Below are 24801 nucleotides of genomic sequence, written 5' to 3'. Positions count from 1 at the left end.
AAAAGTAACACTCAGTATGACCTTTATCGGTTACACGTTGACTGTCTTTATACCGTAGGGCAAATCCGTAACGCGTTTGACCTGGAGGGGCGCGCCATTCAGGGCGTCGAAGTGCTGCCATGATAGAAACCGATCAGCAAACATCTGCGCCACAAGGACAGAAGCAACCTATTCAAGGTGATCCAACTGAGCCTCGAGAATACAAGCTGTGGCTGAGCGCCATTGTAACCGTGGCAAAATTCTACCGGCTTGAGTTCTCTGAGGAGAATGCCCGTATTGCTTCCGACAGGGGAGGTGATGAGCCGGTAGAAAATGTGGTGCGCAGTATGGCCCGTCAGGCTGGCCTGGTCGCAAAATTCTGTGATTTTGAACCGGATATGTTGAGTCCCTGGCGGTTGCCGATTGTGGTGCAACTTCGCGACGGTCAAGTCGGTGTAATCGAAACCACGGATAATAAAGGTTTGTTATCAGTATCTTTCAGCGGCGACCGTGGTGCGGCATCGCAGGTTAAGGCGGAGATACTGATCCGCCATGTGACTTCCGCGGTCATTTTACGCCCTGCGCATAATGTGGCGGATGCACGGGTTGATGACTACGTAAAACCACAACAAAAGCACTGGTTCCGCTCCATCATCCTGCGAGATCTCAGGCCTTATGGTCATGTGATGATCGCTACTGTCGTCGCAAATATTCTCGCCCTCGCCGGCATCTTATTTTCAAAGCAGGTCTATGATCGGGTAATTCCCGCAGAGTCATTGCCGACGCTCTATGTGCTGTTCAGTGGTGTCATGATTGCGGTGCTGTTTGATTTTTTCATGCGTATTAATCGTATTCGGGTGACCGATCTACTGGGCAAGCGCGCAGACATTCGCGTATCTGACCTCGTATATGGGCACGCGGTTCGCTTGCGTAACAGTGCACGTCCGAAGTCGACTGGCGCATTTATATCCCAGATCCGCGAGCTGGAACGTGTGCGGGAAATGGTAACTTCCAGCACCATTCTCGCCCTAGCAGATCTACCGTTCTTTTTTCTCTTCCTGTTTGTTATGTGGTACATCGCCGGGCCCTTGGCTCTGGTACCGCTGGGTGCGCTTGCTGCACTGATTATCCCGGGACTGCTTGCCCAGCAAAAACTGGCGCGATTAGCCGGGGAGTCCATCCGCGAGTCCTCGCTGCGCAATGCGATGCTGGTGGAAACAATACAAGGTATGGAAGATATCAAGACACTTCAGGCAGAACAGCGCTTCCAGCAGCAATGGAATCACTACAACGCCGTTACTGCGGAGTCTAATTTGCGTCTTCGTGGCCTGATCGGTCGGCTTGTAACCTGGACACACAACGTGCAGTCATCGGTATTCGCACTGATTGTATTGTTTGGCGCCCCGATGGTGATGGCTGGGGATATGACAACTGGTGCATTGGTGGCTGCCTCCATTCTTGGTTCCCGAATGATGGCGCCAATGTCGCAGATCACGCAGGTTCTGAGTCGCTGGCAGCAGGCTAAATATGCTCTAAAGGGGTTGGATCAGATAATGCAGCTGCCTGTTGATCACCCCGAGGGACGACGCCGGGTACATCTGTCCTCCATTGATGGTAACTACCAGCTCCGACAAACCGCGTTCAAGTACGCTGGATGCGATGGGTCGCCCGCGCTGCAGGTGGAATCCCTGGACATCCGCGCAGGGGAAAAGATTGCAGTACTCGGCCGTAATGGTGCGGGCAAGTCAACGTTGCTGCAGGCCCTGTCTGGATTTATGGAGGCTAGTGAGGGAGAGATCACCCTGGACGGGGTGAGCATGGAGCATATCGATCCCGCGGATACACGCCGGGACATCGGCTTACTCACCCAGAATGCCAATCTCTTTCACGGTACCTTACGTGAAAACGTAACGTTGGGCGCGCCCGGTGCTACCGATCGGGAAATTATTGCCGCGTTGGATATGTCTGGTGCGATGGAATTTGTACGCAAGCTACCGAAAGGTATGGATCACCTGATATTGGAAGGCGGCCTGGGATTGTCCGGTGGTCAGCGACAATCACTGATGCTGGCTCGTCTATTTATCCGCAACCCCCAGATCATTCTGCTGGACGAGCCGACCGCATCCCTGGATGACCTCACAGAAAAACGATTTATCGGAAAGCTAAAGCGCTGGGCGACAGGGAGAACACTGATCGTAGCCACCCATCGCAGCAGTACTCTGCAGCTGGCGGACCGTATTCTGGTGGTTGAGAACGGAAAGCTGATTCTGGATGAACCCAAGAACATAGCGCTAGAGAAACTGGCGCAAGCCAGCTCCAGGGCCAACACGGGTACTAGCGAGAGTGCGGGCGAGAGTGTCGGTCAGGCAGCGGCGTCCGCGCGGGATGTCAGTAAAGATGAACGGGTGAACTAATGGCAGATTCACAGCAGCATCGGAATAATCTCTTGGCCCTTCAGGAATCGGCCATCTCTCGGAGAGCGCGTGCACCGAAAGTCGCTGCTAACGTGGCTATTCTGGAAGCAGATTTTCACAATGCTGGAGCCTACTACAGTGAGGACTCGGACGACAGTGAGCTGACCAAGTCGAGACGTGTTATCTGGATTTTCTTCATGCTGCTGGTGTGCTTTATCGCCTGGTCTTACTTCGCCAAGGTAGATGAGGTTTCAAAGGGGGCTGGAAAGGTTGTTCCCACTTCGCGCGCACAGATTATTCAATCTCTTGAAGGTGGTATTTTGGCGCGTCTCAATGTGTCAGAAGGGGATATTGTTGAGCGCGGGCAGATCATCGCCCAACTGGATCCCACTAAAATACGCTCCAATGTGGAAGAGAGCGAAGCGCGGTATCGGGCGGCGTTAGCCAGTGTCGCGCGTTTGAGTGCAGAAGTGAACGGCACCGCTCTTGAGTTTCCCACGGCACTTGATAAATACGAAGAGCTGCTGGCAAAAGAACGCAAGCTGTACCAGACCCGTCGTAAGGGCCTGCAGGATTCTCTAAGCAGTCTTGAAGAAGCGAGGGAGCTGGTACAAAGAGAGCTATCAATTACCCGATCTCTTGTGAACTCCGGAGCGGCGAGTAATGTCGAAGTACTACGTCTCAGTCGTCAGAAGTCCGAGCTGGATCTGAAAATCAAGGATGTACGCTCCGAGTATATGGTGCGCGCACGTGAAGAGCTTGCCTCCGTGAGCTCGGAAGTAGAAGCGCTGCGCTCGGTCATTGAGGGGCGTGCGGATTCCCTGACAAGGCTTACTCTGAAATCACCGGTACGCGGTATTGTCAAGGATATTGAAATAACGACGATCGGTGGTGTGCTGCCGCCCAATGGTCGTTTGATGGAGATAGTCCCTCTGGATGATCGTCTGCTGATTGAAGCAAAAATTTCCCCGAGAGACATTGCATTTATTCACCCTGGACAAGAAGCCAAAGTAAAAATTACTGCGTATGAATATTCGGTCTATGGAGGGCTGGATGGCAAGGTCACAACAATTTCACCTGACACCATCCAGGATGAAACACAACCTGGTGAGTACTTCTATCACGTGATGATTCTGACGGACTCTGATGCGCTCATCAACCGTGCCGGTAAACAGTTTCCTATTGTGCCAGGGATGGTAGCTACCGTGGATGTTCGCACCGGTTCGAAAACCGTATTCGACTATCTGGTAAAACCTTTTAATCAGGCCGGTGAGGCGTTACGCGAACGTTGAGTGATATTTTGGATGGCCATTGATCAGGCCCTTTGCGTTGTCTTTTGGGCTGGTGAAATATTTGGCGCAGGCCTTATCGAGGCTTCTCTTTAATTGTGATTTGTAAAACGGCCTTGTTTAGTAAAAAGGAATAATCGATGGCTAGAAAAATTTATGATGTAGAAATACCTCTCGGGACCTACTCCGATCGTGAAGGTCGGCAAAAAACGCGCTGGCAAAATGTTGGCGCGGTAATGGAAGGCGATAAGGGACCCTATCTTTTACTAGATCGCTGGTTCAACCCTGCCGGGATGCCCAATCCAGACGATCGCACCAGCGTAATTCTCTCGCTCATAGAGCCAAAGCGCTGAAGCTTCACTGTTTATAGGTGGCTCATTTCATGACGGCCAATTTTGATGCTCTCGCTGTCGCTCAATCTGGTGCATTGCGCTTGGCAGCACTTACCGGAAAGGATGGTCGACTCCGGTACCGTTACGACTCAGAGTCAGATAGAGATCGGACTGGTTATAACGTACTTCGCCATGCTGGAACGATCTGGGCAATGCTGGATGTTTACTGTACGACTCGAGATTCGGCGTTACTCACCTCGGCAAAACGAGCCACTGCGTTTCTGCTTGACGAGTATCTTCGATTTTACAAGGATGTGCGGGGAGCATGCATCTGTGAAGACAATAAGATAAAGCTCGGCGGAAATGCACTGTCTGCGCTTGCACTACTAGAAGTCCATAGGCTGACAGGTGACAATTTTTTGCTCGCTGTTGCAGAAAGGCTCTGTCATTTTATGCTTGATCAGAGGCGTGAGCATGGAGACTTCGTACACAAGCGATATTATAAATCGGGAAAAATTTCGGATTTCACTTCTGAGTACTACGTGGGAGAAGCATTACTGGCATTAATTTCCTGTTATGAATTGACGGGAAATGCTGAAATTTTGAATGAGGTGAAGTCGGTTGAAGCGGAATTGGCGAAACAGGATTATGGGGTAAAGGAGCATTCTCACTGGATGCTCTATTCATTGGAGAAGCTTCAGCGCCATGATGACTCCCCGCACATTTACCATCATGCCGCCAAAATTTCTCGTGAGATCATTTTCGACCCCAAGTATATTCACTGGGGCCGAAGTACTCCTACCGCCTGTCGCTCTGAAGGATTACTCGCCTTTCTGCGAATGGATCACGAAAGCAACCATGATGGCGAGCTTGTTCGAGCAGCGAGAGAAAGAGTCGAGGCGAACCTAGTTGAGCAAATGAACTTCTTTCTGGAAGATGGCAGCTTCGTTCGGGGTGGTGGTGATCGCAGGGATAGGGAAGTTAGAATCGACTATATACAGCATAATATTTCGTCTTTCTTGCACTACGCGAGAATGGCGCCAGCAGAAAAGCTTGATTGTAAGGTTGAGGTTGATTCTGCCAGTGGTGGCTACTCGAGTAATAAGTATGTGTTAACTATTTGTGGTGATACCAATCCAGGAGATAGCTATCAAGAGCGCCAAGCACTTAAGGGCAAAAGTAATATTCTTGCCGATCATGGGCACGCATATAGCTTCACAAATTTCAGAAGAATGCTCGCGGATTCAAATTATTGTGTCTTGAACCTGGAAGTTAGCATGACCCAGCAAAGAGAGTCATGTTTGTCTGGGATTAAGCCCTACTTAGATTGGACTGATCCCGATGAAACGATAACCGTGCTGAGCGATCTTTCGGTGGATGCGGTATGCCTATCGAATAACCATACGATGGATTTCGGCGAATATGGCCTCGTAGACACGCTGGAATACCTTGATCGAGCGGGCATCGGTCGCTTTGGCGCCGGAAGAAGCCCGGAAGAGGCATTGGCAGTACAACATATATACCCGGACGACGACTCGCAGTTGGAACACATCATATTCGTTGGTGGTTTCGAGTACAGGGCTAATCATGTTGAATGGGGCTATTACGCAACTGCCGAAAATCCGGGTGTCAATTGCTGGTCAAGCCAGAAAGCATTTGATCAGATAAGTTCACTTAGAGCGCAATATCCCAAGGCATTCATCGTGGCATTTCCTCATTGGGGGAGTAACTATGCCCATGTAAAAGACAAGCAGCGACGGATAGCCGAGAAAATTGTAGAGGCTGGCGCCAATTTGATTTTGGGGCATGGATCCCATGCATTGCAGGAGGTTTCCCGGTGTCGCGATGTTTGGGTTTGTTACAGTCTTGGAAACTTTGTTTTCAATTCTCCGGGACGTTTCTCGCGAAGTGATGTGCTGCCCTATGGGCTAATTTCACAGCTTTGCGTGCCAAAGGAGCTGGGCGAAAGCGTGCAACTCAAGTTATACCCAATACAATCGAACAATCTCAAGACGAATTATTTGCCGGACTTTGTTGAGGAGAGCGAGTTTCGGGCAGTGATCGAGTACCTATTGGCCGCCTCCCGCGAACAGGAACTGGCTGACATATCTTTTTCGAAAGACCAATACGGATATTTTTGTGCGATCGATTTAACCTGAATTAATTGATCGCTATGAATTGCATGTGAATTAAACGTATATAATTGAAAATTGATGCTTTTTTTAAATTAGTTTGTATCGGATATCGAATAGTCGAAGCGTATTCCGGAAGGTGAATGCATATGACGGAGCTAGTAAGAAACGAATTTCCAGCGGGTGACTATCTTTCACAAGCACAACTGTTCCGTAAGCACTTCAAGAGCAAGGGTTGTTCTGTAAAGCGAATTGGCCGTCTTCTCGAGGTTGAGTATAACGGTAGAGTCTGCCACATGCTTGAGACGGAAACTACGAATACCTCTCTTCTTGCTTACAGAATGCTCAAGGATAAGCGTGTAGCAAGGTCGTTGTTTGAGCGAATTCGTGTAAATACCGCGGTCGGTGCCGCATTCAGTTCGCAAGACCGTTCTGCCGCGCTAGAAAAGGTAAAGGAGCTAGGACTTGCAGTAATAAAGCCGGCTGATGGAAATAAGGGGCGTGGTGTATCGGTCGGGGTAACCGCTGAAAATTTTGATGATGCGTGGCGATCTGCCGTGGCGGCTACGCATTCACAGGTCTTGGTGGAGCAGTGTTTTGAAAATGGTGTCGAGGCCAGATACTGCGTGATCGATGGAGAGTGTGTCGCGGTGCATTCTAGGATGCCTCCGTCTGTGACCGGCGATGGCGTAAGCTCTATACAGGAGCTTAATGACAGGCGCAACGAATTGCTCTTGAAACTTAATCCTAGCCGGCGCAACACTGAAGCAATAATCGATGAACATCGAAAGAATCTACTGGCTGGTTTGGGTTTTAGTCTCGATAGCGTGCCAGCTTTTGGTGAGAAGGTTTTATTGGACTGGAAGGCTGGCATTTCTACCGGTGGTGATGCTCAGAACATCACGAGTCAAGTACACCCTGAAATGATTCGGATCGCTGAATCGATCGCGCTTGCCATTCCGGGATTGGATATATGCGGCGTAGATATTCTCGCAAGAGATCATGCGATTAAACCCTCAGACGAAAATTACATTGTGTTGGAGGCTAACACGCGTCCAGGTCTTAGTGGTCATCAGTACCCTGACTTTGGAGAACCGATTGACGTAAGCAAACTGGTTGTGGAATCGGTGATGCGTCGCATGCGTATCGGATAGATCGTGTGTGCCGGATGGATCATGTGTATTGGAAGGATATGGACGCTTTGATTATCTGGACAGAATAAGTGATTTTTATTTGGCTTATTTTTAAATGCTGAGAAATTGGTTTGTGGAGGCGATTATTGGAGGTCTCTCCGATTGATTATAAGTTGGGCGGCGATATGTCTCATTGCGGGCTCGATCCTTGCGCTACTTTCGTCAGGATCCTATGCCGATACTGCATCCGGCGCGGCGACTGAGTGGTTAGAAAACTACGATTCGACTAAGCACTATTATCCTGGAGCGCGCTGGCAACAGCTGCGCGATCCAGATTCGGCTGGGTGGAATGGTGCACACCTTGCAGAGATCCGGAATATACACAAACAAATAGGTACCGATGCCGCCTTGATTGTACATCGCGGTATCATTATCTACAGCTTCGGTGAAATAAGCAGTAAATATCAGTTGTATTCCATTAGAAAAAGTATAATGAGTCTCTTGATTGGTACTGAAGTTGACGCCGGCCGACTGAGAATTACTCAAACTATTGAGGACCTGGGAATAGAAGATAAACCAGCGCTGACTGCTTCAGAGAGGTCGGCATCGGTTGAACATTTACTGACTTCGCGTTCCGGTGTGTATCACCCCGCCGCTTTTGAGACCCCTAGGATGCGTGAGAGGCGGCCTAAGCGTAGCTCTGCAAAGCCAGGCGAAAGATGGTATTACAATAATTGGGACTTTAATGCGCTGGTGGCAGTATTCAATCGGAGTAGTCCGCAAGATTTTTTTGAGGCTTTTGAGGCGAGAGTTGCTGATTCTTTAGGTATGGAATACTTTTCGGTAAAAGATACTGAATACCGATATGAACTCGAAAAGTCTCAGCACCCCGCATATCTCTTCAGAATGTCAGCTCTCGATTTGGCTCGAATAGGGTTGCTTTATTTGAGGGGTGGTAGGTGGATAAAAGATACAGTTGTATCCAAGCGTTGGATCATGGACAGTACTCGCGTATCTCATGCTTGGAATAATAGCGATCCTCGCTTTGGATATGGTTATACGTGGCACGTGAAAGATTATGGTTACTATGCTGCGGGGAATGGTGGCCAACGAATTTACGTATTTCCGGATTACGACCTGGTGCTCGTTCATCTGGTGGACAGATCTTCAGGAAAAAGAGTGGATGGCAAACAGTTGCGCCGCATCAATGGTTTGCTTCTTCGGGCACATCCGGATAGGTCATGCACTGAAATTTCTGTGTGTAGAAAGGTCCAATAAAATTTCAGTAGGTCGGGTGCAAGTATTATGGCATTTCGACAGGCTCTTCTTTATTCACCAATAAGAGAGGTTTGATCTGTTCGAGCTTTGGTGGTTCGTTTAGTCCCATCAAGAGGTGCACCCGATTTTTGTTGTCGGGGTCTAAATTGGTTGCCCTGTGCTCTACGTCCACCCTGACCAGCCATGCTGAGCCGTCAGCCGGCAAGTGTACGCGTTCTATGCTTCCATCTTTTCTGCGCCACTCAAAATAGGATTCTGGGTTGGTGTTGATTGGAATGTGTAATCTCCAGGCCTCTTTCTTCTCATCCACGTGAAATGGCATTTCTTTACCGTTACTTTTCAGTTGCATTATTCTCGCACGGTAAGGTTGTAGGTTCTTGCTTTTTATCGATTGTAAAACTTCATTGAGATATCCATTGCAAATTTTGGTTTTTTCTTTTCCGCGCTTGTTGTTTTTGTCATTCGATGATATGCGCCTGACACCGTCATTTAGTGACCCGTCTCTGCTGGTTACTGCCCAGCCGATATATTCAATGTTGTTATCCCGATAAGGTGTCGATGGTTCATTGGAAATGTTATCGTTAAATTGTTGTTGTAATTTTTTTATATCAACATGAAAATTCTTTACTTTTGCAAACATTATTTCATTTGTTTCGCTTTCAATGTATGGGAGATTTTTACTTTCACTCTTTGATATTTTGTGTTCATTTTCTAGAAGGTACTTCCTGTAGGCCACAAATCCAGACAGGTAGTGCTCCACATCGTCAATGCGTACCCGAAAGGCGTGGTGTCGAATATAAAAGCTGCCGACAATTTTTTCCGGGTTTTTAAAGTACATGGCATACTCGGGCCAGAAGTAGCCGTTGAGTAGATACATGGCCCGCGTGTGTAGAGCTCGGTAGAATTTTGGTAGGTCCAGCTGATTCAGAAGATAGGAAAATGCCTTTTCCTGGCGCAGGCGGCTGACCATCCGCTCTGCGGCCATCATCAACTCCAGCAGAGTAGGGAAGGTGGTGATGCGTTCAATGATGAAATCCAGATGACCGATCACATTCTGAATGCCAAACTGGTAGTAGCGCGCTGAAGGTCTGTACAGGGTCAGCTCGTTGACACAGTAGCTCAGCCAGTGGTCGTGCGCTTGCCAGTGGTTGTTGGCAATAAAGTACTCGAAGGCTTTCTCAACAATGTTTAGCCAACGTTCATCCTTTGTCAGACCGTACAGCCGCATCAGGCCGAACGCGGCTTCGCCATCGTAATAGATGATCCGGAACTCCTCTTTCAGCGTGAGCTCAGGGTACTGCAGGACATGCACAAATTTCCCGCTTGCCTGATCCTGCATAAAGCGGATGCCGAGCGCCAGTTGCTCCATCAAACCATCGTAGTTGTCGCTGCCAGTGAGCTCGCAGTATTTCACCAGTGCCAGCAGGCAGACGGCGTTACCTCCGAGTTTTATTTCACCGTTGGCCTCCACCAGGAAAGCGCCTTCTTCGCCGGAGGGAAGCTGCACCTTTTTGATCAGCTTTTCCGTGAGGTGTGCCAGCGCCCGATCGATAGCGCGTTTGGTGGCTTGGTCGCGGGTCACTTCCCAGCCTTCCGTCATGGCGTAGGTGGAGCTTGCGTGGCGCAGGGTGTTGTAGGTGCCAATGGCGCGGTCGAAACAGCAGTGCCAGCCGTACTCGAAACGCCCATTCTTTAGTACTTGAGAAGCCAGGTAGCGGCTGCTGGTGTCTACCAGGTGGAAGGCTATCGGCTCATCCAGTGCCTCTATGACACGACGTCCTGCATTTCGCCCGGGTCCGTAGAGTAGCTGTGGATTCGTTTTTCTATCGAGGAAAATGCCTTTTGTGTGCAGCACCTCCACCGTGGCTTCTTCCGTAAAATTTAGTGGTGTATTGGGGCCGAATCGACGGTCGGTGTAACTGCGAAACTGACTCTCATTGACCACAACATGGGCAACAGTGCTGCCACCATAGAGCATGGCGTTGCCATTCAGTTCCTGTTCGAGGAAGGCGACTTTCCGTTGGCTGTCGAGGGCCAGTCCGTAGCGGAAGTATCCGCGCTTGGTATTTTTGAACCGCTCGAGCAACGCTGCCCAGTTCATGGGCTCGCTGTCGGTGACCCAGTCAATCCGCAACCACTGGCCTTGTATTTTTGCGCCGGTCAGTAATTTTCGTGACTGATTGGCAAGTTTCAGCCACAGGGCGCGCAGGTCTTGTCCACTCGCGTGGCATACCTTTGCACGCTGTTTACCGTCGCTGACGGAAAAAAACAGAGTATAGGGCGGCGTCAGGTTTTGCAGTTCCCGTTCCACCATGGGACGCGCGCGCGAAAATAGATCAGACAGCGGGTTGGAGTTGGCCATGGCGCTAGAGCTTTCCTGTCGGTCATTATTGTGACGTGCAGGGAAGGCGGGGATGTGGCGTGAAAACGCTGGAAAACGAGGTATCGACGCACTTCCCTGGCAGGCGATTCCGTACCAACGAGTATAGATCTGTGATGGGGTTATCGTGGGCTAGCAGCGGGGGAATCTGCGCCATGGGTGGCCCGTGAAGAGCCACCCGTGAACACAGACTTGGGGGTTAGACCGGAGTGATACCCGATCTATTTAAAGTTCTGCCGCCAGGCGTGATCCCTGGTCAATCGCGCGTTTGGCGTCCAGTTCTGCCGCCTCGAAGGCGCCACCGATCAAGTGGCTGGATTGACCGCGTGCCTGAAGCTGGTCGTGGAGAGCGCGCAGTGGCTCCTGACCGGCACAGATGATCACATTGTCCACTTCCAGCAGCTTCTGCTCGTCGCCCAGGCGGATGTGCAGGCCCTGGTCGTCGATCTTCTCGTAGGTCACTCCCGCCAGGTTCTGGACCTTGCGGTGCTTCAGGCTGGTGCGGTGAATCCAGCCGGTGGTTTTGCCGAGGCCAGCGCCCACCTTGGAGGCTTTACGCTGCAGCAGGAATATCTGGCGCGGGCTGGCGACTGCCTGTTGCGGCTTGAGTCCTGCGCGGTGTTCCAGGGCAATATCAACCCCCCACTCATCGAAGAACTCCTGCTTGCTGCTGGCGATCAGTTCGCTGGCGTGGTCATCGCTGTGGGTGAGGTACTCGGCTACGTCGAAGCCAATGCCACCAGCACCGATGATGGCCACGGTTTTACCAACGGGCTTCTTGTGTTTCAGCACGTCCAGGTAGGTGAGTACCTTGGCGTGCTCGATACCCTCGATGGGCGGAGTGCGCGGAGAAATCCCGGTAGCAATGATCACCTCGTCGAAATCCGCGAGGTTCTCTTCTGTCGCTGTGGTATTCAGGCGTACTTCCACGCCAGTGAGTTCCAGCTTGCGCTTGAAGTAGCGCAGGGTCTCTTCAAACTCCGCCTTGCCCGGGATTTGCTTGGCGATATTGAACTGGCCGCCCACCTTGTCGCCGGCTTCAAACAAGGTCACCTGATGGCCGCGTTCTGCGGCGACGGTAGAGGCGGCGAGGCCGGCGGGGCCAGCACCGACAACTGCAATTTTCTTGGCCGCTGATACCGGCAGGTAGTTCAGTTCCGTCTCATGACAGGCGCGCGGGTTCACCAGACAGGAAGTGAGTTTGAGCTCGAAGGTGTGGTCCAGGCACGCCTGGTTACAGCCGATACAGGTATTGATTTCATCTGCGCGGTTTTCTGCCGCCTTGTTGACGAACTCCGCATCTGCCAGAAACGGGCGTGCCATGGACACCATGTCGGCCTTGCCTGCCGCCAGTACATCTTCGCCCACCTGGGGCATATTGATGCGGTTACTGGTAATGACCGGCACGCTCAGGTGCTGTTTAACCTTGGCAGTGATATCCGCAAACGCTGCGCGGGGAACACTGGTGGCGATGGTGGGCACCCGTGCTTCGTGCCAGCCGATACCGGTATTGATGATGGTGGCGCCGGCCTTTTCGATCGCCTGTCCGAGGGCGACCACTTCGTCGAAGTCGCTACCGCCCTCTACCAGATCCAGCATCGACAAGCGATAAATGATGATGAAGTCCTCGCCCACCGCTTCGCGAATGCGGCGCACGATTTCAATCGGCAGGCGCGTGCGGTTTTCAAAACTACCGCCCCAGCGGTCTTCCCGGTGGTTGGTACGGGAGACAATGAACTGGTTGATGAAATAACCCTCGGAGCCCATGACCTCGACGCCGTCGTAACCGGCCTCGCGGGCCAGGGTGGCGCAGCGCACATAGTCGTCGATCTGTTGCTCGACTTCCGCGTCGCTCAGCTCTTTTGGAGTAAACGGGTTGATGGGCGCCTGAATGGCCGAGGGGGCGACCAGAGCCGGGTTATAGGCATAGCGACCAGCGTGCAGGATCTGCATGCAGATCTTACCGCCCTCCTTGTGCACCGCGTCTGTAATCGCACGGTGCTCCAGAGCTTCTTCTGCAGTAGTCATCTTCGACGACCCCTGGAAAACCCCACCTTCCTCATTCGGCGCAATACCACCGGTGACGATCAGGCCCACGCCACCTTTGGCACGCTCGCCGTAAAAAGCGGCCAAACGGTCAAAACCGCCGGGATGCTCTTCCAGGTTAGTGTGCATGGAGCCCATCAGAACGCGGTTCTTGAGGGTGGTAAAGCCCAGATCCAGTGGGGCCAGGAGGTTGGGGTAGGCGTGTGTCATGGTGGTCATTCTCTTTCTGTCCGACTCTTGTGTGCCGACGGGGCCTGATAATGCGTCTTGTATGCAATCTCATATGCAAAAAGTTGCATAGTGTTGTCCAAGGATAGCAATTGCCCGAAGGAACCTGCAGTGACCAATTCGACCGATTCCTCTGGCTTTCAGTGCGCCAGAGCTGACGAGAAGGTGCCGCTATCGGGCAAGGCTTTGCGAGACCTTCCGCGAGAGGGACCTTGCGGAAGAGTCCCCATGGATGGGTTCACGACGTGTCTCGCAAAGCCTTGCCCGGTAGCGGGACCGCCGGTTGACTGGAACTGAGCGTCACCGAGAACTAGCCAAATAAATCGAGCACTTGCTCCCGCAACCACCGATTGGCCCCTTCCTCATCCTGGCTGCGGTGCCACAGCAGGTGCCAGTCCATCTGGGGAATCTGAAAGGGTAGTTCGAAACACTTCGCCGGGTACTGTCGTGCCAGACTTACCGGTACCGTCAGCGCTAGGTCCGTCTTCAGCACCACCAGTGGCGCCACCCGGTAATGCTGCACCCGCAGCTTCACCTTGCGCCGGCGCCCCAGCTTGTTGAGGGCCATATCCGCGATGCCCGGGCCACTGCGGCGGCTGGAGACATGGATATGCTCAAGCTCCAGATATTGCTCCAGCGTCAGGCTGGCTTCCCCGGCCAGGGGATGGTCCGGGCGCAACATACACTGGTAACGGTCCGCCGAGAGGCGGTGCTGATTTAGCTGGGTGGCGGAAACCATCGGCACATCCAGCGCAAAATCCAGGCTGTTGGCCGCCAGCTCCTTCACCAGCTGATCCCGCGGCACATAGTAAGACTCCACACTGATCCCCGGCGCCACCTCCTGCAAGTGCTCCAGCAACCGCGGTAATACGAGTGTCTCCGCCATATCGTTCATGGAAACCCGCAGGGTCTTCTGCGCGCTGGCGGGTTCAAACCGGTGATGCTCCGTCACACTGCTACCCAGCAACGCCAACGCCTGCTGCACCTTGGGCATGATGCCTTCGGTCAGGGGCGTGGGGCTCATACCGTTGGGCGTACGGATAAACAGCTGATCGTCCAGAGCCCGGCGCAAGCGGGCGAGGGCATTGCTCACCGCGGGTTGGGTGATGTGCAGGCGCTCGGCAGCGCGGGTCAAGTTGCGGGTGTTGTAGATGGCATCGAGTACCGGGAAGAGATTCATGTCGATTTGTTGTAACTGCACGGTCACGTCGCTCCTGATCCGGGTCCCCCCGATTGGTATCACTGCTGTGAATGTTTGGATATTTACATAATAAACTTTGATGATCCACACGGAATCGCTAGCTTTATCTCCCAGCAAAGGGCGCGAGTGAATAACCCGCGACGTAATTCGAAACCTTTCCGGCATCGTTTACTGTGCCGTCAACGGGAGAGAGGCCGTGCCAGAAATATTTGTTGTGCGCCACGGACAGGCGTCATTTGGCAGTGACAACTACGACCAGCTGTCAGAGCTCGGCTGGCAGCAGGCGCGCTGGTTAGGGGAGCACTGGGCGCAGGAGGCGGCGCAGTTCGACCATATCGTCAGCGGCGATCTGCAGCGCCATCGGGAAACCGCCCAGGGTATTTGCGAAGGCCTGGGACTGGATCGCCACCGTGTGGAAGAGCTGCCGCAGCTGAATGAATTTGACTTCAAGCGGGTGATGACCGCCTACGGTGAAAAAAATCCGCAGGCTGCCCCGCAAACCGGCGCCACACGGGCGGACTATTACCGATTTCTGAAAATGGCCATGCACGCCTGGTCCGCGGGCGAAATTGTTGGCGCGGAAAGTTGGCAGCAGTTCGAACAGCGCATTGAAGAAGTGTTGGGCGTTTTGGCTGCCGGTGCCAAGGGTGGAAAAACCCTGGTGGTGAGTTCCGGTGGCGCCATTGCCATGATGGTGCGGCAGATACTGGGGGCGCCGTCCCACAGCGTGACGCAGCTGAATATGCAGATAAAAAACACCGCAGTCAGTCATTTCTTTGCCGGCCGCAGCGGTGTCAGTCTACACAGTTTCAATCACGTTCCGCACCTGGATAACACCAAGCGCCGCGAATTCATTACCTACAGTTAACGCAAGATAATAAAACGGGAAAGCAACATGAATTTTGAATATTCCCCGAAGGTACAGGACCTGCTCTCACGCCTGAAACAGTTTATGGCGGAAGAGGTCATTCCTGTCGAGCAGACCTATTACGAGCAGCTCGAACAGGATCGCTGGGGCGAGCCGCCGATCATGGAAACCCTCAAGCGCAAGGCCAAGGATGCCGGCCTGTGGAATCTGTTTTTGCCCGACACCAAATGGGGTGCCGGCCTCTCCAATCTCGAATATGCACCGCTGGCCGAAGAGATGGGGCGAGTGGGCTTTTCTTCCGAGGTCTTCAATTGTAGCGCGCCGGATACCGGCAATATGGAAGTGTTGACCCAATACGGGTCACCGGAGCAACAAGAGCGCTGGTTGAAGCCTCTGCTCGAAGGCGAGATCCGCTCTGCCTTCGCCATGACCGAGCCCAAAGTGGCTTCTAGCGATGCCACCAATATTGAAACCGAAATCGTGCGCGATGGTGATGACTACGTTATCAACGGCCACAAGTTTTATATCAGCGGTGCCCTGAACAAGCGCTGCGAAATTCTGATTGTGATGGGCAAGACGGCACCCGACAGTGAAGACCGCTACCGCCAGCAATCTCAGATTCTGGTACCGATGAACACGCCGGGAGTAAAGGTCGTCCGCCCCATGACCGTATTTGGTTATGACGACGCGCCGGAAGGCCACGCAGAAATTATTTTCGACAATGTCCGGGTACCGAAAGAAAACCTGATTCTCGGCGAGGGTCGCGGATTTGAAATTGCCCAGGGCCGCCTAGGCCCGGGTCGCATCCACCACTGCATGCGCCTGATCGGCCAGGCCCAGCGTGCACTGGAAATGATGTCAGTGCGGGCAGAAAGCCGGGTAGTCTTTGGCCGCCCGATGATCAAACAGGGTTCCGTACGCGAGGATATCGCCAAATCCGCCTGTGACATCGAACAGGCACGTCTGCTGACCCTGAAGGCCGCCGATCAAATGGATCGCCACGGCAACAAAGCCGCGCGAGACCTGATTGCGATGATCAAAATTGTCGCACCGCAAATGGCCTGCAATGTGATTGACCGCGCTATCCAGATTCACGGTGCCGCCGGCCTCGGTCAGGATTTCCACTTGGCCCGCGCCTACAGTTACGCGCGCACTATCCGTCTCGCGGATGGTCCGGACCAGGTGCATATGATGCAACTGGGGCGCAACTTGGCGGCGGCCTACGCTGCGGAGGAGGGCTGAATGTCGGCAGTAGATAGTCCCTCTCATGTCCTGCTGGATACGGAAAAACTCTCCCGCTACCTGAATGGCAAAGTGGCCGGGTTTGACGGTGAGGTACGCGCGAGCAAATTCTCCGGTGGCCAGTCCAACCCCACTTTCAAAGTGGAAACCAGCGCGGGCACTTACGTGCTGCGCCGCCAGCCGCCGGGAAAATTGCTGAAGTCTGCACACGCGGTAGACCGGGAATATCGTGTGATGCAGGCACTGGCCGGCAGCGATGTACCGGTACCCAAAGTGCTGCACCTGTGCGAAGACCGCGAAGTGATCGGCTCCATGTTCTATTTGATGGAGTATTGCGAGGGGCGGATTTTCTGGGATGCAGCGCTACCGGAATTGAATAACGGTGAGCGCAGTGCCTTTTACGAAGAAATGAACCGGGTACTGGCCGCATTGCACAGTGTGGATCTGGACGCGGCAGGGCTTACCGATTACGGGCGCCCGGGCAACTATTTCGAACGCCAGTTCGAGCGCTGGCAGGGACAGTATCGGGCTTCGGAGCTGCAGGCGATTACGGCCATGGATCAGTTGATCTTGTGGTTGGGTGAGAATCTGCCGGAAGACGATGGCCGCGTATCCCTGGTGCACGGTGATTACCGTCTCGACAACATCATGTTTCACCCGACAGAGTCGCGTGCGATCGCGGTGTTGGATTGGGAGCTTTCCACCCTGGGGCATCCATTTGCAGATCTCGCTTACCAGTGCATGCAGCTGCGTATGCCCGCAGATAGCGGCAATATTTCCGGATTGATGGGAGTAGATCGCCGCAGCCTGGGAATCCCGAGTGAGCAGGAATACGTGGCGCGCTACTGCGAGCGGATGGGAATAGACCGTATTGATAATTGGGCGTTCTATCTCGCGTTCAGCTTTTTCCGCCTCGCCGCCATTATCCAGGGCGTCGCCAAGCGCGCCCATGATGGCAATGCATCCAGTAAAGATGCGGCCAAACTCGGGGCCTTTGTGGGGCCACTGGCGATGTTGGCCCTGGATGTCATCGAAAAAGAATCGAATTAAACGTCTACATAAACATCCACATAAATATCGACATAAACAACGATATAAATAACGACATAAACAGCGACAAAAACGACTGTTGGGAGAACACTATGGCGACCAATCTTTTTGATCTGAGTGGAAAAATTGCCCTGGTTACCGGGGCCAGCCGCGGAATCGGTGAGGCCATTGCCAGGTTGCTGGCGGAGCAGGGGGCCCATGTTCTGGTTTCCAGTCGCAAAATTGAGGGCTGCCAGGTCGTAGCCGATGCCATCAATGAGGCCGGAGGCAAGGCCGAAGCTTTGCCCTGTCATATCGGCAATATGGAAGATATTACGCAGGTGTTCAGCCATATCCGCGATCAGTACGGCAAGCTCGATATCCTGGTGAACAACGCCGCGACCAATCCCTATTTCGGACACATCCTGGACACGGATCTCGGTGCCTTTGAAAAAACCGTAGCGGTAAACATCCGTGGCTATTTCTTTATGTCGGTGGAAGCGGGCAAGCTGATGCGGGAAAACGGCGGAGGTTGCATCGTCAATACCGCCTCCATTAATGCACTGCAGCCGGGTGTGGGGCAGGGTATCTATTCCATTACCAAGGCAGCAGTGGTCAACATGACCAAGGCGTTTGCCAAGGAGTGCGCCCAATTCAATATCCGCGTCAATGCGCTGTTGCCGGGTCTGACCAAAACCAAATTTGCCGGTGCGCTCTTTTCCCACGAGGAAATCTACAAAACCGCTGTTAGCCATATTCCCATGCACCGCCACGCGGAGCCGGAAGAAATGGCCGGTACCGTGTTGTATCTGGTTTCCGATGCCGGTAGCTACACCAACGGCGAATGCGTGGTGGTAGATGGCGGCCTGACTTCCTGCGGGGGGCTGTGATCATGGTGGAATCTAACAAAGACCCGATGCTGGATTTCACTGGCAAAGTCGCTTTGGTCACCGGTGCCGCAAGTGGCTTCGGTGCGCTGATTTCCGAAGAACTGGGCCGCCGCGGTGCGCGCCTGGTACTGGGCGATATCAACGAAGCGGGCCTCGAGCCAGTTGTGGACAAACTGACGGCACTGGGCGTGGAAGTGCAGGCCGTGGCCTGTGATGTGTCCTCGGAAACCGACTGTGCCGCCATGGTGGCACTGGCTCGGGAGAATTTTGGTGGGCTGGATATCGCCATCAACAACGCCGGCATCGCGCCGCCGTTGCAATATTTCGAAGAGGTGGATGAAGAAACCTTTGATCTGCAACACCGGGTGAATGTGAAAGGTGTTTTCTTCGGTATGAAGCACCAGCTGAAAGTGATGCGCATCCAGGGCAGTGGTGTGATCCTCAATGTCAGTTCCATGGCCGGCCTCGGCGGTGCGCCCAAGGCCTCGTCATACTCTGCCGCCAAGCACTCGGTGGTTGGCCTGACCCGCACTGCAGCAGTGGAGTATGCCCGTCACAACGTGCGTGTTAACGCCATCTGTCCTTTTTACACCCTGACACCGATGGTCGCGGATATGCAGGCGCCGGAAGGTGCCACAGTGGAACAGGTACATTCCATCTTTGCCGCAGGTTGCCCGATGAAACGCTTGGGTAAACCGGAAGAAGTGGTCAGTGCCATGTTGATGCTGTGCTCTCCGGCGCTGACTTATGTTACCGGACAGGCACTGGCAGTAGACGGTGGTGTATCCGCATTCTGATTTTGAATTGAAGAATAAATTTAACACTTTGCGATAGGGAGTTCCCATGCCAACCATTATTTCCCCCAGCGATTACGCGCGTGCCATCGGCAGTGAAACCCAGGCTACCGACTGGTTCCAGATTGACCAGGAACGTATTAACGCCTTTGCCGACTGCACCCTGGATCACCAGTTTATCCACGTGGACCCGGAAGCTGCAGCCAAGTCTCCTTTTGGTAGCACCATCGCCCACGGCTTTCTGTCCCTGTCCATGTTGTCCTACTTCGCCGAGCAACTGGAAGTGGTGATGGAAGGGGTAAAAATGGGAGTGAACTATGGCCTGGACAAGGTGCGCTTTATTAACCCGGTAAAGGTGGATCAGCGTGTGCGGGCCCGCGCCAAAGTACTGGATATTCTCGAAAAAAATCCGGGCCAGTTCCAGTTGAAACTGGAGGTCACCGTGGAGATTGAAGGCCAGGAAAAGCCCGCGCTGATCGCCGAGTGGCTGGTGATGCAATTTGTATAAATAGTATTCCAATCAAAATTTCGTATTCAAATAACAAGCGTTAATGGAGAGAACCATGTCTATTTCATTTGACGGCAAGGTGGCGATTGTCACTGGTGCGGGTAACGGCCTCGGCCGCTCCCACGCACTGGAATTGGCGCGCCGGGGTGCCAAAGTGGTGGTGAACGATCTTGGCGGTGCCCGTGACGGTTCCGGCGGGTCCCTGAGTGCCGCGGAAACCGTGGTGCAGGAAATTATCGCTGCCGGTGGCGAAGCCATTGCCAACGGTGCCAACGTTACCGACTACCTGCAAGTACAGGAAATGGTAAGGGAGGCGGCAGAGCGCTGGGGGCGAGTGGATATTCTGGTAAACAACGCCGGTATCCTGCGCGACAAATCTTTCGCCAAGGCACCCATGGACGATTTCAAACTGGTCGTCGATGTACACCTGATGGGCAGCGTCAACTGTACCAAGGCGGTGTGGGAAATCATGCGCGAGCAGCAGTATGGCCGCATTATCATGACCACTTCTTCTTCCGGATTGTACGGCAACTTCGGGCAGTCCAATTACGGCGCGGCCAAGACCGGTGTGGTGGGTTTTATGAATACCCTGTGTCTGGAAGGCGAAAAATACGGTATCAAGGTCAACTGCCTGTCGCCCACTGCGGCTACCCGCATGACTGAAGACGTTATTCCCGACCCGAAAGCACTGGAACTGCTGACACCGGAGTCTGTAACCGCGGGACTGGTTGCACTGGTGGCAGAAGATGCGCCCAATCGCTTTATTCTCTGCGCCGGTGCCGGCGCTTATGCTAAGGCCCGCATTCTCGAAACCGAAGGCATTTATCTGCCGCCGGAACAGCAGACGGCAGAAAACGTGCTTTCTAACCTCGATGCAATTGCCGATGAGCGGGGCCAGCAAGAACTGGTGGGCGGTTTGAACCAGACCGTGAAATTTATCCAGAAAGCGGCCCAGGGTATGGGCGTCAAGCTGGACGGTTGATCGAAGGGATATTCGGGAGAAATTCTTATGAAAGAAGCAGTGATTGTTTCCACCGCGCGTACACCAATCGGTAAGGCGTATCGCGGCGCATTCAATAATCTGGAAGGCGCCAGCCTCGGCGCCCACGCGGTACGCGCAGCGGTAGAACGCGCAGGTATTGCACCGGGTGAAGCGGACGATTGTATTTTCGGGGTGGCACTGCAACAGGGTACCACCGGTACCAACGTTGCCCGCCAGGTCGCGCTGCGTGCGGGGCTTTCCCCCACGGTTGCGGGTATGACCATCGATCGCCAGTGTTCTTCCGGTTTGATGGCAGTGGCGACCGCGGCCAAGCAGATCACTCAGGACGGGACCCCAATCGCCATTGCCGGCGGCATGGAGTCTATCTCGCTGGTACAGAACCAGACGATGAACAGCTTCCGTGTGGCTGATCCGGCATTGTTGGACATGCACCCGGCGGTGTATATGCCAATGATCGATACCGCGGAAATTGTCGCAAAGCGCTACGGTATCAGCCGCGACCTGCAGGATGAATATTCGCTGCAATCACAGATGCGAACGGCTGCGGCCCAGAAAGCGGGTTTGTTTGCCGATGAAATTATCCCGGTCACTACCCGAAAAATTGTGGTGAACAAGGAAACCGGCGAGCAATCGGAAGAAGAAGTTACCCTGTCGCTCGACGAAGGCAACCGTCCGTCAACTACCATTGACGGTCTGCGCGGATTGAGCCCGGTACGCGAAGAGGGCGTGATTACCGCAGGTAATGCATCCCAACTTTCTGACGGCGCCGCTGCCATGGTACTGATGGACAGCAAACTGGCGGAGCAGCGCAATCTCAACCCGCTGGGTATTTACCGCGGCATGGCGGTGGCCGGTTGTGAGCCGGACGAAATGGGTATTGGTCCGGTATTTGCCATTCCCAAACTACTGCAGCGCACCGGTCTCAGTATCGACGACATTGGCTTGTGGGAGCTGAACGAAGCCTTCGCGGTACAGGTTCTCTATTGCCGCGACAAACTCGGCATCGATAACGAAAAACTCAACGTCAACGGCGGAGCCATTTCCATTGGTCACCCTTACGGCATGAGTGGCGCGCGTATGGTGGGCCACGCCTTGCTGGAAGGTAAACGCCGGGGCGTAAAGTATGTGGTGGTCACCATGTGCGTGGGTGGCGGAATGGGCGCAGCCGGCCTGTTTGAAGTCGTTTGATCCATTGATTCGGTAACAGGAGGGCAGCGATGCAAGCTCTGGTATGTGAGGCCTTTGGCCCGGTAGAAAATCTGAAAATCCGCGATTGGCAATTGCCCGCTCTGCAGCCTCACGAGGTACGGCTGGAAGTGCACGCCGCGGGCGTGAACTTTCCCGATGGCCTGATGGTGCAGGGAAAGTACCAGGTGAAACCCGAGCTGCCGTTTGTGGCCGGTGGCGAATGTGCCGGTATTATTCGCGAAGTAGGCGAATCGGTGAAGGGTTTCAAGGCTGGTGATCGGGTAATTGCGATGCCGGGGCTTGCGGCCTTTGCGGAACTGGTCAACGTGGATCACAAGTTACTGATGCCGATGCCCGAGCAGCTGGACTTCCCGCAGGCGGCGGGATTCTGCATTACCTACGCCACTTCCTACTATGCGTTTAAACAGCGCGCGCAGCTGAAACAGGGCGAAACCCTGGTGGTGCTGGGTGCAGCCGGTGGTGTCGGTGTAACCGCGATCCAACTGGGTAAACTGATGGGGGCTCGGGTTATCGCCTGTGCTTCCAGCGCTGAAAAGCTGGCTTTTTGCCGCGATGTGGGCGCCGATGAGGTAATCAATTACAGCGATGAAAACCTGAAGGACCGTATTCGCGAGTTGACGGATGGCAAGGGTGCTGATGTGATCTACGATCCGGTGGGGGGCGCCTTCACGGAAGAGGCCTATCGTTCAATAGCCTGGGGTGGTCGCTATCTGGTGATCGGTTTTGCGGCCGGGGATATCCCCAAACTGCCGTTGAACCTGCCCCTGCTGAAGGCCGGTGATATTCTCGGAATTTACTGGGGCGGCTGGGCTGCGCGGGATCCCAAGGGGAATATGCAAAACTTTGCCGAACTATTGGGATTTGTCGCGGAGGGACGCCTTCAACCGATGACCACGGAAGTCTACGCACTGAGCGAATTTTCCCGTGCCTTCTCCGCCATTGGAGAACGCAAGGCCCGGGGCAAGGTAGTACTGACCATGGATCACGCTTAAGCGGTTGTTGTTGTAAATATCGGTGGAGTTTTCCCGGAAAGGAATATCCGGTAAACGAGAAAGGGGATACTGTCCGCGACAGTATCCCCTTTTTTAATCTGGTAACTAATCTGGTAACTACCTTAAAGGATTTAAGGCAAAATTCGACAGTGTTGCCGTGCTTTTGCGGTTAGATCTGCAGGCAGTTGCTCGCTGCCACTGGATCTCTGTACACGGCGCCATTGGGCGCAGAGCTCGATATAATTTCCCGCCTCGACCTCTGTTCTCAACCCGTGCCATGCATCCGTTTTCGGCGTGATCAGGCTCGGCTTGGGCCGGTATCGATCCAGTCCGGATGCCTTGTCCTGTGGAGTCAATTGCCCCGGTGCGGCACCGATATACTGGGCGGGGTGCAGCAGCACAATGGCGAGTGCTACGGCACTGAATCCGGATGCCACTTTCGACAGCAGGCGATTACCTGGCGCTGCAGAAGGCTTGATGGGTTTTATCCCTTTTAATCCGGATAGAACTTTTTCGTCCAGTGGCTTTGGCGAGTGGATTCGCTCGGCGGCCTGCCGGTACGAAGATTCCCAATGATTGCTGTTCATGCTTGTGCTACCTCAACAGAACCTTGTGCAGTCGCGGGCTTTGCCGCCGAAATCGTTGGACGCGTTTCCCGATGGCCCCAGGGTCGCACCGGCTTGGGTGCGTCTGTGGTTTGCGGCGCAACCACTGCTGTGCCAGTTTCTGTCTCTGCTGCTGCCTGTGCCGCTGCAGCCTCGGCCGCGCGGGTTGCTGCAGATTTCCAGGGTTTGCGGGCACTGCCGTTCAGCGTGAATTCTATCGCTTGTCTGCTTCCGTCGAGTGCCTGTCGGCACTGAGCCAGTGTCAGCCTTTCGATATCGGCCACTGTCGCCAGGGAAAGACCGCATTCCGTGAACAGCAAAAACACGTTGCGTTGCTGGCGCGGAAGCTGCTGGATGGCACTCAGCGTATCGGAGCCTTCCAGCGCGGAACGCAGTTCAATTCCCGGTTCTACTTCAGACGTGCTGGAGCCCGGATTTGAGGTCGGGGGAGCAGGGTTCCGGAGCAATTTATTGATCTGGATGTAGAGCCAGTTTTTCAGGTGGCGCCCGTGCAGTGTTGGTGGCTGCTCCAGTAGCAACCCCCAGAGTGTCTCCATAACCTGGATGCAATCACGGGGAGTCATTTGCGCACAGTAGCGAAACAGCGCGTCTTTGTAGCGCTGATAGATTTCCCGAAAGGCTTTTTGACTGCGCGTCTGACAATAGAGACTGAGTAAGTCTTCATCACTGAGACTGCACAACTTGTCCGCAAACATGGGATTTGCCTCCTTGGCCTTAATTCCCATTGTCACTTACCCGGTTGCACATCCTCCTGGAAATTCCTTTCCCGAGGTAATTCGTTGAACGAGTAAATTGTCTGTTAACGTTATTTCGCTGAATACTACCGAGCGAATACCACTCTCTGACTCAGTGTTTACCGTGTCCGGCTTGGGAGCCCGGATGTTTTTCTGTATCGACCACTTTTTCCGCGTGGCCGGTTACCACTTTTTCCTGCCTGGTTTGATCGTCCTCAGGGAAATCCGGTACTGCCTTGGCGTGTTTTTTCCACGCCGCCAGGAATAAAGTGGCGAGCCCCAACAAAATTTCATCCACAAAGGGAACCAGGTCGGGAATGAGCAGGTCAATCAAGAAGAGGGCGCAGATCCACTTGAACAGCTGTGGGTGTTTTAGCCGGCGGGCATAGTTCAGAAACCAGCCAACTAGGGCGCTGGGGAGTACGCGCTTCATAATCTCGCTTGAAAACCGCTTTCAGTACCGTGTTGGGAGTATAGTCCGCGGCATAAAACCC

At 53.7% G+C, this 24801-nt stretch carries 22 protein-coding genes (1 of these 22 only partly in view); 16 read left to right on the top strand and 6 right to left on the bottom strand.

Going from position 1 to position 24801, the window contains the following annotated elements; genetic code table 11:
- The 7 genes from GRX76_RS14915 to GRX76_RS14885 form a co-directional block, all read left to right on the top strand.
- Positions 1–123: the end of a TolC family outer membrane protein gene (locus GRX76_RS14915; RefSeq protein WP_236250388.1), read on the top strand. The gene continues 1116 nt to the left of window position 1, outside the view; 123 of the gene's 1239 nt are visible here — the last part of the coding sequence; the start codon falls outside the window, past its left edge; it ends in the stop codon at positions 121–123.
- Positions 120–2393, top strand: coding sequence for a type I secretion system permease/ATPase (locus GRX76_RS14910; protein WP_160154037.1), 2274 nt, complete (start codon positions 120–122; stop codon positions 2391–2393). Before GRX76_RS14915 ends, GRX76_RS14910 begins: the two co-directional genes overlap by 4 nt.
- Positions 2393–3685 carry an HlyD family type I secretion periplasmic adaptor subunit gene (locus tag GRX76_RS14905; protein WP_160154036.1) on the top strand — a complete coding sequence of 431 codons (1293 nt, stop codon included), beginning with the start codon at positions 2393–2395 and terminating at the stop codon, positions 3683–3685. The genes GRX76_RS14910 and GRX76_RS14905 overlap by 1 nt, the downstream gene beginning before the upstream one ends.
- Before the next feature lie 137 nt (positions 3686–3822).
- Positions 3823–4035: a hypothetical protein gene (locus tag GRX76_RS14900; RefSeq protein ID WP_160154035.1), complete on the top strand. Its 213-nt coding sequence runs from the start codon at positions 3823–3825 to the stop codon at positions 4033–4035.
- Between the two features lie 29 nt (positions 4036–4064).
- Entirely contained in the window at positions 4065–6173 is a 2109-nt protein-coding gene (locus tag GRX76_RS14895) for a CapA family protein (RefSeq protein WP_160154034.1), read from the top strand.
- A 122-nt stretch (positions 6174–6295) separates the two neighbouring features.
- Positions 6296–7300, top strand: coding sequence for a hypothetical protein (locus tag GRX76_RS14890; protein WP_160154033.1), 1005 nt, complete (start codon positions 6296–6298; stop codon positions 7298–7300).
- Between the two features lie 141 nt (positions 7301–7441).
- Entirely contained in the window at positions 7442–8557 is a 1116-nt protein-coding gene (locus GRX76_RS14885; RefSeq protein WP_160154032.1) for a serine hydrolase, read from the top strand.
- Between the two features lie 25 nt (positions 8558–8582).
- On the opposite strand, the gene GRX76_RS14880 is transcribed toward GRX76_RS14885, so the two are convergent.
- The 3 genes from GRX76_RS14880 to GRX76_RS14870 all read right to left on the bottom strand — a co-directional run bounded on the left by GRX76_RS14880 (position 8583) and on the right by GRX76_RS14870 (position 14412).
- A complete protein-coding gene (locus tag GRX76_RS14880) occupies positions 8583–10919 on the bottom strand; it encodes a hypothetical protein (RefSeq protein WP_201276831.1) in 2337 nt (778 codons plus the stop codon).
- A 243-nt stretch (positions 10920–11162) separates the two neighbouring features.
- Positions 11163–13193, bottom strand: a complete 2031-nt coding sequence (locus GRX76_RS14875; protein ID WP_160154990.1) for an NADPH-dependent 2,4-dienoyl-CoA reductase — start codon at positions 13191–13193, stop codon at positions 11163–11165.
- 328 nt (positions 13194–13521) lie between these two features.
- Positions 13522–14412 (bottom strand): LysR family transcriptional regulator, encoded by an 891-nt coding sequence (locus GRX76_RS14870; RefSeq protein WP_160154031.1) that lies wholly within the window; start codon positions 14410–14412, stop codon positions 13522–13524.
- 196 nt (positions 14413–14608) lie between these two features.
- On the opposite strand from GRX76_RS14870, the gene GRX76_RS14865 reads away from it, so the two are divergent.
- From GRX76_RS14865 to GRX76_RS14825, 9 genes are all read left to right on the top strand, one after another.
- Positions 14609–15280, top strand: a complete 672-nt coding sequence (locus GRX76_RS14865; protein WP_160154030.1) for a histidine phosphatase family protein — start codon at positions 14609–14611, stop codon at positions 15278–15280.
- Between the two features lie 27 nt (positions 15281–15307).
- A complete protein-coding gene (locus GRX76_RS14860) occupies positions 15308–16522 on the top strand; it encodes an acyl-CoA dehydrogenase family protein (RefSeq protein ID WP_160154029.1) in 1215 nt (404 codons plus the stop codon).
- On the top strand, positions 16523–17572 hold the full coding sequence (locus tag GRX76_RS14855) for a phosphotransferase (protein ID WP_160154028.1): 1050 nt from the start codon (positions 16523–16525) through the stop codon (positions 17570–17572). It begins immediately after the preceding gene.
- A gap of 92 nt (positions 17573–17664) precedes the next feature.
- Positions 17665–18441: an SDR family oxidoreductase gene (locus tag GRX76_RS14850; RefSeq protein WP_160154027.1), complete on the top strand. Its 777-nt coding sequence runs from the start codon at positions 17665–17667 to the stop codon at positions 18439–18441.
- Between the two features lie 2 nt (positions 18442–18443).
- Positions 18444–19238, top strand: a complete 795-nt coding sequence (locus GRX76_RS14845; RefSeq protein ID WP_160154026.1) for an SDR family NAD(P)-dependent oxidoreductase — start codon at positions 18444–18446, stop codon at positions 19236–19238.
- 46 nt (positions 19239–19284) lie between these two features.
- Positions 19285–19743: a MaoC family dehydratase gene (locus GRX76_RS14840; protein WP_160154025.1), complete on the top strand. Its 459-nt coding sequence runs from the start codon at positions 19285–19287 to the stop codon at positions 19741–19743.
- A gap of 55 nt (positions 19744–19798) precedes the next feature.
- A complete protein-coding gene (locus tag GRX76_RS14835) occupies positions 19799–20725 on the top strand; it encodes an SDR family NAD(P)-dependent oxidoreductase (protein ID WP_160154024.1) in 927 nt (308 codons plus the stop codon).
- Positions 20726–20752: 27 nt separating this feature from the next.
- Complete coding sequence (locus GRX76_RS14830) at positions 20753–21934, top strand: acetyl-CoA C-acyltransferase (RefSeq protein ID WP_160154023.1); 1182 nt, start codon at positions 20753–20755, stop codon at positions 21932–21934.
- A 29-nt stretch (positions 21935–21963) separates the two neighbouring features.
- Positions 21964–22947, top strand: a complete 984-nt coding sequence (locus tag GRX76_RS14825; RefSeq protein WP_160154022.1) for an NADPH:quinone oxidoreductase family protein — start codon at positions 21964–21966, stop codon at positions 22945–22947.
- 131 nt (positions 22948–23078) lie between these two features.
- Here GRX76_RS14825 and GRX76_RS14820 read toward each other — a convergent pair whose 3' ends face one another.
- The 3 genes from GRX76_RS14820 to GRX76_RS19210 all read right to left on the bottom strand — a co-directional run bounded on the left by GRX76_RS14820 (position 23079) and on the right by GRX76_RS19210 (position 24740).
- Complete coding sequence (locus GRX76_RS14820; RefSeq protein WP_160154021.1) at positions 23079–23534, bottom strand: hypothetical protein; 456 nt, start codon at positions 23532–23534, stop codon at positions 23079–23081.
- On the bottom strand, positions 23531–24268 hold the full coding sequence (locus tag GRX76_RS14815) for an RNA polymerase sigma factor (RefSeq protein WP_160154020.1): 738 nt from the start codon (positions 24266–24268) through the stop codon (positions 23531–23533). The genes GRX76_RS14820 and GRX76_RS14815 overlap by 4 nt, the downstream gene beginning before the upstream one ends.
- Before the next feature lie 151 nt (positions 24269–24419).
- Positions 24420–24740 carry a DUF6116 family protein gene (locus GRX76_RS19210; RefSeq protein WP_201276830.1) on the bottom strand — a complete coding sequence of 107 codons (321 nt, stop codon included), beginning with the start codon at positions 24738–24740 and terminating at the stop codon, positions 24420–24422.
- Positions 24741–24801: the final 61 nt, after the last annotated feature.

Source organism: Microbulbifer sp. ALW1 (genome assembly GCF_009903625.1).
Taxonomy (GTDB): Bacteria; Pseudomonadota; Gammaproteobacteria; order Pseudomonadales; family Cellvibrionaceae; genus Microbulbifer.
Note: the sequence above shows the minus strand (reverse complement) of the source record. Positions and strands in the feature narration are given on the sequence as shown.